10 protein-coding genes are annotated in these 12,145 nt (G+C 62.4%); 9 read left to right on the plus strand and 1 reads right to left on the minus strand.

Annotated features, from left to right (window positions below):
* Nucleotides 1-3 precede the first annotated feature (3 nt).
* From nirB to BUC24_RS07680, 6 genes are read left to right on the plus strand one after another with little or no spacing between them, the layout of a single operon-like run.
* Complete coding sequence (nirB, locus tag BUC24_RS07655; RefSeq protein WP_073213460.1) at nucleotides 4-2,538, plus strand: nitrite reductase large subunit NirB; 2,535 nt, start codon at nucleotides 4-6, stop codon at nucleotides 2,536-2,538.
* 11 nt (nucleotides 2,539-2,549) lie between these two features.
* Nucleotides 2,550-2,897, plus strand: coding sequence for a nitrite reductase small subunit NirD (gene nirD / locus BUC24_RS07660; RefSeq protein ID WP_073213461.1), 348 nt, complete (start codon nucleotides 2,550-2,552; stop codon nucleotides 2,895-2,897).
* On the plus strand, nucleotides 2,894-4,123 hold the full coding sequence (locus BUC24_RS07665; RefSeq protein WP_229448081.1) for an NAD(P)/FAD-dependent oxidoreductase: 1,230 nt from the start codon (nucleotides 2,894-2,896) through the stop codon (nucleotides 4,121-4,123). The genes nirD and BUC24_RS07665 overlap by 4 nt, the downstream gene beginning before the upstream one ends.
* A gap of 13 nt (nucleotides 4,124-4,136) precedes the next feature.
* On the plus strand, nucleotides 4,137-6,830 hold the full coding sequence (locus tag BUC24_RS07670; RefSeq protein ID WP_073213462.1) for a nitrate reductase: 2,694 nt from the start codon (nucleotides 4,137-4,139) through the stop codon (nucleotides 6,828-6,830).
* 52 nt (nucleotides 6,831-6,882) lie between these two features.
* Entirely contained in the window at nucleotides 6,883-7,098 is a 216-nt protein-coding gene (locus tag BUC24_RS07675) for a hypothetical protein (RefSeq protein WP_073213463.1), read from the plus strand.
* Nucleotides 7,099-7,150: 52 nt separating this feature from the next.
* The gene (locus BUC24_RS07680) at nucleotides 7,151-7,372 is read left to right on the plus strand and encodes a hypothetical protein (protein WP_073213464.1); all 222 of its coding nucleotides are present in this window, start codon (nucleotides 7,151-7,153) and stop codon (nucleotides 7,370-7,372) included.
* A 6-nt stretch (nucleotides 7,373-7,378) separates the two neighbouring features.
* Here the strand turns inward: BUC24_RS07680 and BUC24_RS07685 are convergent, their stop codons facing one another.
* Nucleotides 7,379-7,720: a zinc ribbon domain-containing protein YjdM gene (locus BUC24_RS07685; protein ID WP_073213465.1), complete on the minus strand. Its 342-nt coding sequence runs from the start codon at nucleotides 7,718-7,720 to the stop codon at nucleotides 7,379-7,381.
* Between the two features lie 172 nt (nucleotides 7,721-7,892).
* Between BUC24_RS07685 and BUC24_RS07690 the strand changes: the two genes are divergently transcribed.
* The 3 genes from BUC24_RS07690 (at nucleotide 7,893) to BUC24_RS07700 (ending at nucleotide 12,100) form a co-directional block, all read left to right on the plus strand.
* The gene (locus tag BUC24_RS07690; RefSeq protein ID WP_073213466.1) at nucleotides 7,893-8,690 is read left to right on the plus strand and encodes an N-acyl amino acid synthase FeeM domain-containing protein; all 798 of its coding nucleotides are present in this window, start codon (nucleotides 7,893-7,895) and stop codon (nucleotides 8,688-8,690) included.
* Nucleotides 8,691-8,775: 85 nt separating this feature from the next.
* The gene (locus BUC24_RS07695; RefSeq protein WP_073213467.1) at nucleotides 8,776-11,736 is read left to right on the plus strand and encodes a putative bifunctional diguanylate cyclase/phosphodiesterase; all 2,961 of its coding nucleotides are present in this window, start codon (nucleotides 8,776-8,778) and stop codon (nucleotides 11,734-11,736) included.
* A 31-nt stretch (nucleotides 11,737-11,767) separates the two neighbouring features.
* Nucleotides 11,768-12,100, plus strand: coding sequence for a hypothetical protein (locus tag BUC24_RS07700; protein WP_073213468.1), 333 nt, complete (start codon nucleotides 11,768-11,770; stop codon nucleotides 12,098-12,100).
* Nucleotides 12,101-12,145 lie beyond the last annotated feature (45 nt).

Raw genomic sequence — 12,145 nt, forward strand, 5'->3', positions numbered from 1 at the left:
CGCATGAAAATCATCGTCATAGGCCACGGCATGGTGGGCCACAAATTCCTTGAGTCGCTGAGCGGCGGCATGCTGCCCGGGATGGACGTGACGGTGCTGTGCGAAGAGCCGCGCGCGGCCTACGACCGCGTGCACCTGTCCGAATTTTTTGCCGGTAAATCGGCGCAGGACCTGTCGCTGGTACCAGCCGGCTTTTTCGACAGCGGCAACATGCTGCTCAAGCTGAATGCCCGCGCCACCGCCGTCGACCTGGCCGCCAAAACCGTTACGGTCGGCACGGGCGAAGTGCTGGCCTACGACAAACTGGTGTTTGCTACCGGTTCGTATCCTTTTGTGCCGCCGCTGCCAGGCAAGGACCGCAAGGACTGCTTCGTCTACCGCACCATTGAAGACCTGGAAGCGATGCTCGAATGCGGCAGCCGTGCCAAAAGCGGCGTGGTCATTGGTGGTGGCCTGCTTGGTCTGGAATGCGCCAAGGCCCTGCGCGACATGAAGCTGGCTACCCACGTGGTCGAATTTGCGCCCCGTCTGATGGCGGTGCAGGTGGACGACAGCGGCGCCCGCGTACTGCGCGCCAAGATCGAAGATCTGGGCGTCACGGTCCACACCCAGAAAAACACGCTCAAGATTGTCGATGGCGAAGAGGGCACGCACCGCATGCGCTTTGCCGACGGCAGTCACCTCGACACTGACATGATCGTGTTCTCGGCCGGGATTCGTCCGCGTGACGACCTGGCGCGCCAGTGTGGTCTGGCCGTCGGTCCGCGCGGCGGTATTTCGATTGATGACAGCTGCCTCACCTCCGACCCGCACGTGTACGCGATTGGCGAATGCGCCCTGTGGAACGGCCAGGTGTTTGGGCTGGTTGCGCCGGGCTACGACATGGCGCGCGTGGCGGCGCGCCATCTGCTGGGCGAGCAGGCGGCCCGCTTCAGCGGTGCCGACATGAGTACCAAACTCAAACTGATGGGCGTCGATGTTGCCAGTATTGGCGATCCACACGGCGTTGCCCCGGGCAGCCGTTCCTACCAGTTCACGGATGAGCGCAAGCAGGTCTACAAGAAAATCGTGGTGTCCGAATGCGGCAAATACCTGCTGGGCGGCGTGATGGTGGGTGACGCGGCCGAATACGGCACCTTGCTGCAGATGATGCTCAACAAAATCGCACTACCCGAGGCGCCCGAGTTTTTGATCCTGCCGCAAAGCGATGGCAAGGCCAGGCCGGGGCTGGGCGTGGACGCTTTGCCCGACAGTGCCCAGATCTGTTCCTGCAATGATGTGTCGAAAGGCGACTTGTGCGCCGCCGTGTGCGCGGGCGCAACCACCATCGGCGCATTGAAAAGCTGTACCAATGCCGGTACCAGTTGCGGCGGCTGCGTACAACTGGTCACGCAGGTGATGAAGGCCGAAATGAAGAAGCAGGGCATGGCGGTCAACAATCACCTGTGCGAGCACTTCCCGTACTCGCGCCAGGAGATTTTCCATCTGGTGAAGGTGGGCCACATCAAGACCTTTGCGGACCTGCTGGCCGAACATGGCAAGGGCCTGGGCTGCGACATCTGCAAGCCCGTGGCAGCCAGCGTACTGGCCTCGACCTGGAATGACTTCGTGCTCAAGCCGGAACACGCGAGCCTGCAGGATTCGAACGACTACTTCCTCGGTAATATTCAGAAAGACGGCACCTATTCAGTGGTGCCGCGCATGCCCGGCGGCGAAGTGACGGCCGATGGCTTGATTGCAGTCGGGATGGTGGCCAAAAAATATGGCCTCTACACCAAGATCACGGGCGGCCAGCGGGTCGATCTGTTTGGCGCCCGTGTCGAGCAATTGCCGGTCATTTGGGAAGAACTGATTGCGGCCGGCTTCGAGTCGGGCCACGCGTACGGCAAATCGCTGCGCACCGTCAAATCCTGCGTCGGCTCCACCTGGTGCCGCTACGGCGTGGCCGACAGCGTCGGGTTCGCAATCGAACTGGAGAACCGCTACAAGGGTTTGCGCACGCCGCACAAGATCAAGTTCGGGGTATCGGGCTGTACCCGCGAGTGCGCCGAGGCACAGGGCAAGGATGTGGGCCTGATCGCGACCGAAAAGGGCTGGAATCTTTACGTTTGTGGCAATGGCGGCATGAAGCCGCGCCACGCCGAATTGATCGCCTCCGACCTGGACGAAGCGAGCGTGGTGCGCTACATCGACCGCTTCCTGATGTTCTACACTCGCACTGCCGACCGCCTGCAGCGTACCAGCGTCTGGCGCGACAACCTCGAAGGTGGCCTGGACTACCTCAAGGCAGTGATCATTGACGACAAATTGGGCCTGGCCGCGGACCTGGAACGCGACATGCAGCACGTGGTCAACACCTACGCTTGCGAGTGGAAGGCCGCCGTCAACGACCCCGCCACACGCCAGCGCTTCCGCCACTTTGTCAACAGCGACGAGCCGGACCAGAACGTCGTGTTCATGCCCGAACGCGGCCAAATTCGTCCCGCCACGATCGAAGAGCGCAAGCGGGTCATCCCGATTGCCATTAAATCAGCCTGAAGGAGAACAGCATGCACCGCGATATTCAATTCGATAACTGGACCGCCGTTTGCGCGCTTGACGAGATTGTCCCCAACACGGGCGTGTGCGCCTTGCTGGGCGGCGAACAGGTGGCCGTATTCCATGTGGCTGGCGACGAACAGCGCGTTTTCGCGATCGGTAATTTTGATCCAAACAGCGGCGCCGCCGTCCTCTCGCGTGGCCTGGTGGGCAACCTGGGCGAGCGCATTGTCGTGGCATCGCCCATCTACAAACACCATTTTGATCTGGAGACGGGCGAATGCCTGGAAGCGCCAGAGCATTCAGTGGCCAGCTACCGCACCCGCATCGACGGCGGAAAGGTGTGGGTCGGGGCATGATGCCGGTACCGGTCAGGCAGTCGCTGGTTGTGATCGGCAACGGCATGGCTGGCATGCGCACGGTCGAAGAGCTGCTCAAGCTGGCGCCGGATCTGTACGAGATTACGGTGTTCGGCGCCGAACCGCATGGCAATTACAACCGCATCCTGCTCTCGCCGGTGCTGGCGGGCGACAAGTCGATGGATGACATCATGATCCACAGCCGCCAGTGGTACCAGGAGCAGGGGATTACTCTGCACGCGGGCGACCCGGTGGTGCACATTGACCGGCGCCGGCGCATGGTGCGCGCCAAGTCCGGGCGCGAGGTCTGGTACGACCGCTTGCTGATGGCGACCGGATCAAGCCCGTTCATCATTCCGGTACCTGGCCACAAACTCGATGGTGTGGTCGGTTTTCGGGACGTGAACGACGTCGACACCATGCTGGCGGCGGCCCGCAGCGGTGGCCGCGCAGTGGTGATCGGCGGCGGCTTGCTCGGACTGGAAGCGGCCAACGGGCTGCAGCGGCGCGGCATGGACGTGACGGTGGTGCACGTGACCGACAGCCTGATGAACATGCAGCTCGATAAACCTGCGTCGGCGCTGCTCAAGCAGGCTCTCGAATCAAAAGGTCTGCGCTTCATGCTGGACGCGCATACCAGCGAGATCGTGGGCGACAAACGGGTGCGCGCGGTGCGCTTTAAAGATGGCAGCGAACTGCCGGCCGACCTGGTGGTCATGGCAGCCGGCGTGCGCCCGAACATTGCGCTGGCCATGGAAGCGGGCCTGCACTGCGAGCGCGCCATTGTGGTGGACGACACCTTGCAAACCTACGATCCGCGTGTGTACGCCGTGGGGGAATGTGTGCAGCACCGCAGTGCCACCTTCGGGCTGGTGGCGCCGATCTGGGAGCAGGCGAAGGTGTGCGGCGCCCATCTGGCGCAAAAGGGCCACCGGCGCTACGTGCAAAGCGCCACGCCAACCAAGCTGAAAGTCACCGGCGTCGACCTGTATTCAGTGGGCGACTTCATTGGTGGCGAAGGCAGCGAAGACCTGGTGCTGCGCGACCCGCGCCGCGGTGTCTACAAGCGCCTGGTCCTGGCCGGCAACCGCATCGCCGGCGCGGTGCTGTATGGCGACGTGCAGGACGGGCCGTGGTACTTCGGCCTGATACAGAACCGCACCGATATTTCGGCAATGCGCAGCCGCCTGTTGTTTGGCGAGGCCTTGTGCGCCCAGGCTGCATGATACGGAGCTGACCTTGAATTTATCCCCCATTCCCCTGGCCGTTAAAAGCACCTGTCCGTATTGCGGCGTGGGCTGCGGCGTGACTGCGACACCGCTGCCCGATGGCGCCATTGCCATCGCGGGCGACACCAGCCATCCGGCCAATGCGGGGCGCCTTTGCGTCAAGGGCGCGGCTCTGGGCGAAACGATTGATCTGGAGGGGCGCCTGCTGCACCCGACGCTGCGTGAAGATGGCGCGCTGCGGCAGGCAACATGGAGCGAGGCGATTGACCGCGTCGCCGCAGGACTGCAGGGCATCATTGCAGAGCACGGGCCGGATGCGGTGGCATTTTACGTATCCGGCCAGTTGCTGACCGAGGACTACTACGTCGCCAACAAATTCATGAAGGGCTACGTCGGCAGTGCCAATATCGACACCAACTCGCGCCTGTGCATGTCGTCCGCGGTGGCGGGGCACAAGCGCGCGTTCGGTGCGGATCTGGTGCCCGGCAACTACGAGGACTTCGATCTGGCTGACATGATCGTGCTGGTGGGGGCGAACAGCGCGTGGTGCCATCCGATCCTGTTTCAGCGCATCGCCCGTCTGAAGGAAGCACGCCCGCAAGTGCAGGTGGTGGTCATTGACCCACGCCGAACCGCAACCTGCGAGGTAGCCGACCTGCATCTGCCAGTCAAGCCGGGGACCGATGTGTGGCTGTTCAATGGTCTGCTCAGCTACCTGGCGCGCGAAGGCAAGAGCGATGCCGCGTTTGTGGCGGATCATACCAGTGGCCTGGATGCGGCCCTGGCGGCAGCCGATCTGTCGGTGGCAGAGGTGGCGGCCGCATGCCGGCTCGACCCAGACGCGGTGCTGCGCTTTTACCGGCTGTTTGGCGCGACCGAGAAGGTGGTGACCGGTTTTTCGCAAGGCGTGAATCAATCCTCGGCCGGCACCGACAAAGTCAACAGCATCATCAACTGCCACCTGCTGACGGGGCGCATCGGCAAGCCGGGCATGGGGCCGTTTTCGCTGACGGGCCAGCCAAACGCAATGGGCGGGCGCGAAGTGGGCGGCCTGGCCAACATGCTCGCGGCGCACATGGACTTGCACGATGGCGCGCACCGCGCGCTGGTGCAGCAGTTCTGGCAGTCGCCCCGCATTGCCGAACATGGCGGACTGAAAGCCGTGGACCTGTTTCAAGCCATTGAAGCGGGCAAGGTCAAGGCGGTCTGGATCATGGCCACCAACCCCATGGTCAGCCTGCCCGACGCAAACCAGGTGCAGCGCGCGCTGGAAAAGTGCGAACTGGTGATCGTTTCCGACATCATCGGCAAGACCGATACCAACGCTTTTGCCGATGTGCTGCTGCCGGCACTGGGCTGGGGTGAAAAAGATGGCACGGTCACCAATTCGGAGCGGCGCATTTCACGCCAGCGTGCTTTTTTGCCGGCGCCAGGCGAGGCCCGGGCCGATTGGCAAATCATGTGCGACGTGGCCAGGCGCATGGGCTTCGCGGGTTTCGATTTTGCGAACGCTGGTGAAGTGTTTGACGAACACGCGCGCCTGTCTGCCTGGCGCAACGACAGCGATGGCGTTGCGCGCGTCTTTAATCTGGCGGGTCTTAGCGGCATGACACGGCGCCAGTACGATCAACTGGACCCGGTGCAGTGGCCTGTTCCCGCGCCGGGCGCGGGCAGCGCGCGCCTGTTCGGCGACGCCCGCTTTGCCCATCCGGACGGGCGTGCGCGCCTGGTGCCGACGCCGCCGCGCGCACCGGCGCACGCCACCGACGCCGAGTTTCCACTGGTGCTCAACACGGGCCGCGTGCGCGACCAGTGGCACACCATGAGCCGCACCGGACGCGCGCCGCGCCTGGCCGAACATACGGCAGAAGCCTTCATTGACATGCATCCGCAGGACGCGCTGCTATGCGGCGTGCGCGAAGGCGAACTGGCGCGCGTTGCCAGCGCCTGGGGCGCCATGGTGGCACGGGTGCAGCACGGCGGCGGTATCGCCCGCGGCGCGGTGTTCGTGCCGATTCACTGGAATGGCCAGACGGCGTCGGATGCGCGCGTCGGCACCCTGGTCAACCCGGCCGTCGATCCTGTTTCGGGTGAACCTGAATTCAAGCATACGCCGGTACGCGTTGAGCGCTTTGGCGTGGCATGGCACGGGTTTGTGCTGAGCCGCAGCGAACTGGCGCTGGATGAAGTGGCCCACTGGACCCGCGTGCAGGGGCGGGGTTTCGCGCGCTACGAACTGGCCGGACGCCAGCAGATCAAGGATCGCGGGGCCTGGGCGCGGGCGCTGCTGGGCGTGACTGACCCGGACGCGGACTGGATCGACTACGAAGACCGCAGCGCGGGCGTGTACCGGGCAGTGCACGTGGTGGGCGACCGGATCGCACAATGCATCTTCCTGTCGCCGCGCCAGGATCTGCCGGCGCGCGCCTGGCTGGCCAGCCTGTTCGCCCTCGAAACGCTAGGTCAAGCCGAGCGGGCCGGCATGCTGGCCGGGCAGGCGCTGGGACATCGTGCCGACACGGGGCCGACCGTTTGCTCCTGCTTTGGCGTGGGACGCCACACCATCTGCGACGCCATCCGCGCGCACGACCTGAAAACAGTACCGGAGATCACGGCCTGTCTGAAGGCGGGCGGCAATTGTGGATCTTGTGTGCCCGAACTGAAAGTGATTTTGCTGGAAACCCGGGTGCGGGCAGCGGCCTGATCCAATGGTATTATTTCCGCATTGAATCGCGTGAAACGCGCTGGGGATGGGTATGCTGGACAAAATCGGCTTCGGCTGTTGTACCGTCGGGGCCTCACTGGGCGTGGCGGGGATGCTGTGGCAAGGCTTGCACCTGGGAAAAATAGCGCTTGGCTTGATTTTTCTGGGCTTGCTGTTGCAGTGGATCGCCCACCGCAGCGGTGAAGCCAAACGCGAGGCAATGGGCGAAGCCATGGCAGATCTATCGGACGGCATCGATCTTGACTGAGACCGCTTAAAACAATGCTATTATTTCCGTACTGAATTTTACGGATGCCATCATGCGCGTCATTTTTGGTTTGATTACCTGCCTGGCCGGCGTGATTACCGCGATTTGCGCCCTGAACTACGCCAGCTGGACCATGTTTTTCGCCGCTGTGGTCTTGCTGCTGCTGGGCGCATGGCTGATCTGGGAAGGCCTGCGCCAGGCAGACGATTCCCGCAGCAATGCCATCGACGTCGCCGACGTTGTGATTGACGTGATCGGCGAAGTGCTGGACTGAGCCCGATTACACCTTCCTGACAAACTCCGTCTTCAAGCTCATCGACCCGAAGCCATCGATCTTGCAGTCGATGTCGTGGTCGCTGTCGACCAGGCGAATGTTTTTGACCTTGGTCCCCATTTTGACGGTCCCGCCGCCACCCTTCAGTTTCAGATCCTTGATCACCGTGACGGTGTCGCCATCCTGTAACAAATTGCCGGACGCATCCTTGTAGATCCGCGCCGTTTCGCCAGTGGCTGCTGCTGCCGAGGCTTGCCACTCATGTCCGCACTCGGGACACACATAATTGCTTCCATCCTCATAGGTAAATGCGGACGCGCATTGGGGGCAGGGTGGAAGTGCACTCATATAAATTCCTGATAAATAATTGGTTAAATTCTAAAGTTCCAAAAGGAAACTGATAGTTCTTTGCGTAAACAGATGGGCAAAAGTGCATTTCCTCAAAGCTTTATTATTTCCGTGCGGATACATAATTGGAACACGGTCAAGCCGTTCCATGATTATCCCAAGGAGTACTGCCATGAAGCCTGCACAACCTTCCCACATCGCCCAACGTCTGATGGACCACGTCGCCCGCATTCAGAGCGAGCGCGAGCGCGAGCAGGCCAAACCGGTGGAACGCTTGCCGTTCACGATACGGCGCGTGCAGACCCATGCGCAGTTGTCGAAAGCTGTCGCCATCCGTCACAAGGCCTATGCGCGCCATATTCCCGCGTTTGCCCAATCGCTGATCGTGCCGGAAGCGTGTGATTTTGACAGCGATGCCGTCATTTTACTCGCTGAATCCAAGCTCGACGGCTCGGCGCTGGGGAGCGTGCGGATTCAAACCAATCTGGAGCAGAGCCTGCACGTGGAATCGTCGCTGACCCTGCCGCGCTGGCTGCAAGGACAACGTCTTGCCGAAGTGACGCGCCTGGGCATCGAGGAAGGACGCGTGGGCCGTCTGGTGAAGGTGGCCTTGATCAAGGCATGTTTTGAATTTTGCGAACAAAACCAGATTGAATGGGCCGTGGTGACCGGACGCGCCCCGATTGATCGCCAGTACGAGCAACTGCTGTTTACCGATGTGTGTGCCGACCGCCAGCCGGTCCCCCTGCGCCATGTCGGCAATATCCCGCACCGGGTCATGGCATTCGAGATCGCGTCCGGCGAAGCGCGCTGGAGCGCGGCCGCCCATCCGCTGCTGAACTTCTTCCGCCACACGCGCCACCCCGACATCGATATTGGCGCGCGTACTGCCTTGTTCGGCCGCGCGCTGGCGCCGCGCAAGATGCAGCATCAGGCGATTGGGCCGACCTTCGGCCTGGTGGCAGCCTGACAACGTTGCCTGGGATTGGTGGCCGAAACCGGCCGCAATCAGCATACAATGAGGGATCATTCCATGCAGTGTGGACTCCCCGCTTATGCCAAAGCCGCCGGTTCCTTCGAGCGCGCCATTCCTGGCGCGCGCACATCTCGCGCTCGATGCGGTCTTGCGCTTTACCGCGTTTTACCTGATTCCCCTGTTTATCGCTGCCATGTCGCTGCTGGCACTGGCGTTCTGGAACGACCAGTATGTTGCCAGTGGTGAGCAAGCGCTCGCGCTGAAAGTGGTGCGCCAGGACGGCGCGCCCTTGCCACATGCCGCATTGATGACACGCCTGGACGCGGCCAAGCCAGTCCGGCAGTTCGAAGTGGGCTTGCAACAGGCGCCATTCTGGTTCCGTTTTTCCACGCTGGGCCCGGCGGGCGAGCCTGCCGTGATCGAGCTGCCCTCGCGCCACGCGGTCCAGATCGCTTGCTGGGATCCGCGGACCATGGCCGAGCTGGGGCAATCGACACGCAGCCGATCAAGCGGCGCGCTGGCGCCGGCCAAGTCCGGGTTTGCCCTGGAGCTGGCCAATACACCTGCCAGCGTACTGTGCCGCGCCACGTTCGCGGGTCCGGCCCGCTTGTCGGCCTTGCAGTGGCCACCGGACCAGATGGCACTGTCGGTGCAGCAATTTCACCGCAAATCGGGCTTGCTGGACGGCGGCATGATTGTGCTGACGCTGTTTGTGCTGACGACGGCGCTGATCAACCGCCAGCTGCTGTACGTCATGTTTGCTGGTTGGCTGATCCTGAACTTGCGCATTGGCGCCTTGTCCGCTGGCTGGGACATTCAATGGCTGGGCCAGGTCGTGCCGGAAGCCTTGCTGCTGCCCAGCCGCGCCATCACCATCACCCTGTACGCCTTGTCGAGCCTGACGCTCTATCTGACCCTGTTTGGACAGGAATTATCGCGTACGCGCTACCGCGTCCCGCTGCAGGTGGCGCAGTGGCTGTGCCTGCCGTTACTGCTGTGTTCGATCGTCCTGCCCTACAACGTCTTCCTGCCATTGATGTGGGGCGTGGTGGCCGTCGCGCTGGTGCTGATGACGCTGGGACTGGTGTCAGTCATGCTCAGTTCGGCCACGCGGGTGGCGTTCTGGTTTGCCGCCTCGTTTGCAGTGACCTTCCTGTCCGGCTTGTCGGAAGTCATTGCTGCGGCCATTGGCGTGCGCGAACTGATCGGGGTCGTCAACAGCGTGACGGCAGCGCTCGCATCGAGCTTGCTGGCGGCGCTGGCGGTGGCCGAACAGATGCGCCTGGAAACCCAGCGCCGCATTGCCGCCCAGGCGGAACTGGAACATGCCTACGAGGCCATGCCGGTTGGCCTGTTCACCCTGGACGTGTATGGCCATTTCCTGAGCACCAATCCGGCATTGTGCAAAATGCTGGGCGCGCAAGAGATCGTGCCGGGCCGCACGCGCTGGAAGCAATTTTTCGCCGAAGGTGTATGGAGCCGCTTGCACGAACTGGTGCACGCGCAGGAAGACGCCGAGCTGGCGATCGAAAACCGGGACGGCAACCGCCATTTCCTGGTCCGTGCCACGCTGGCGCGCGGCAAGATCGAAGGCGTGCTGCAAGACACTACCGAGCAGACCAAGGCCACCGAGCAGCTCCATTTCATGGCCAACAACGACCCGCTGACCAAGGTCTTCAACCGGCGCGGGATCGAACGGGCGTTCAATAATGCACTGGGGCCACTGGCTGCGGGACGGCCGCTGGCCCTGGCCTATCTGGACCTGGACCGTTTCAAGCTGATCAATGACTTGTTCGGCCACAATGCCGGCGATGAAGTGCTCAAGCAAGTGTGCGAGCGGATTGCCACCATGCTCGCCGGCGGGCAGCAGGTGGGCCGTGTCGGCGGCGATGAATTCGTCATCGTCATGCCCGATACGGCAATACCGCTGGCGTCGCTGATCTGCCGCGGCATTGTCGGGCGCGTGGCCAACACCCCTTACCGCGTGGGCGAGAAAGCCTTCAATGTGCGCTGTTCGATCGGATTGATCGAAGTGTCCGCCGGCATGCAGATGAAGGATGCGATTTCCACTGCCGACCGGGCCTGCCGCGAAGCAAAAGGCGGCCACAGCGATGGCCTGGTCATTTACGAGCGCGATGCCGCCGCCTTCCTGGAGCGCGAAGCCGAGCTCAGTCTGGTGGCGCGCTTGGCCGGCAGTGATGCGACAGCCGGCATGTTCCTGGAAATGCAGCCCATCATGTCCTTGCGGGCGCCGGAAGAGTCACTCAATTTTGAAGTGTTGCTGCGCATGCGCGAATTTGATGGCAGCATTTCGCCAGCCGGGCCCATCATTGCTGCGGCCGAGAAAAGCGGGCAGGTGGGCGTGATCGACCGCTGGGTGCTGGCCACCACGCTGGCCTGGATCGACAAGCACGCCTTGCGCCTGACCCATACCCAGTTTGTATGCATGAACCTGTCTGGCGCATCGCTCAACGATGAACGCTTTGTGCAAGATACGATCGACATTCTGGGGCGCCACGTGCATGTGGCCAGCCGCCTGTGCATGGAAATCACCGAAAGCGTGGCCCTGCACGATTTGCACAATACGCGCCGCTTCATCGATCAGGTGCGCAGTTTTGGCGTCAAGATCGCGCTCGACGATTTTGGCGCTGGTTATACCTCGTTCTCCTATCTCAAGGAATTGCCTGCCGACGTGCTCAAGATCGACGGTAACTTCATCGTTAACATCAATGCCCATCCGGCCAATGTGGCCATTGTGGAGGCCATCGTCAGCCTCGCAGTCAATCTGGGCATGAAGACAATTGCCGAATGGGCGGAGGACACGGCCACCGTGCGTACGCTGGCCGAGATTGGTGTCGATTATGTGCAAGGGTGGGCTGTGGCGCGGTCGATGGCCCCCGAGCGTTTGCTGGAGGGCGCTTCCGCCGCCGGCTTTATTGCCGACCAGGAGCTGGCCCAACTTGTGCGCACACTGGGTGCACGCGCTGGCATTGCCGAGATCAAGGGTTTGCCGCTGGGCAGGGTATCGGATTTAGGTTGAATCTTTTATGTGCGGCGCGGGTCGAACAGCCATGGAAATCACAGTGACAGCGATCTTCGACGCATTCGAGCTGGCCGAGCAAGCACGGGCTGCCTTGCTGGCAGCAGGGTTTGGCAGCGAGGAACTGCAAATGAACATCGCGAACGATGAAGCCGGCCCCGTTGCCGGCAATTTTACGGTCGGCAATTTGCCAACCCAGAGCCAGCAGCATACCTATGAGCGCAACTACGCTGGCGTGCGGCAGGCAGCGCAGTGCGTGCTCAGTGTGGCGTGTGGGGATCAAGCCCGTGCGGCGCAGGCACGCCAGATTCTTGTGCGCTCTGGTGGCCGCGACGGGGACCCCGCTGCACGCTATGGCCTCTGAGGCAGCCGCGGGCTACGCTTCTGCTTGCGGCGGCGTAGTCGCGTC

Origin of the sequence: Massilia sp. CF038 (assembly GCF_900129765.1) — a bacterium.
In the GTDB taxonomy this organism is placed as follows: Bacteria; Pseudomonadota; Gammaproteobacteria; order Burkholderiales; family Burkholderiaceae_D; genus Telluria_A.